The organism is Marinicauda pacifica (assembly GCF_004793635.1).
In the GTDB taxonomy this organism is placed as follows: Bacteria; Pseudomonadota; Alphaproteobacteria; order Caulobacterales; family Maricaulaceae; genus Marinicauda; species Marinicauda pacifica.
In genome coordinates, this window is the sequence record NZ_SRXV01000047.1 from 1 (window position 1) to 316 (window position 316).

The window sequence follows — 316 nt, forward strand, 5'->3', positions numbered from 1 at the left end:
CAGCTGATCGCGCTTCTTGCGCGCGAATGGAAACGCGCCGGGCTGCTGGCGACCGACTCTGTCTTGACCACGCAGATGTCCAATCTGGGCCTCGAGCAGTTTCTCGAAACCGAAGGCCTGACGCTGGACCGGACGCAGGTGGGCGACCGTTACGTGGTCGAGCGCATGCGCGAGAGCGGCGCCAATCTGGGCGGCGAGCAGTCCGGGCACATCGTGCTGTGCGATTATGCGACCACCGGCGACGGGCTGATCGCGGCGCTTCAGGTGCTTTCGCTCATGGTCCAGTCAGACAAGCCGGCCAGCCAGCTCCTGCGCG

At 65.8% G+C, this 316-nt stretch carries 1 pseudogene; it reads left to right on the forward strand.

The features are described 5' to 3' along the window. A pseudogene (locus E5162_RS14340) lies at positions 1–316 on the forward strand (phosphoglucosamine mutase); the annotation flags it as partial.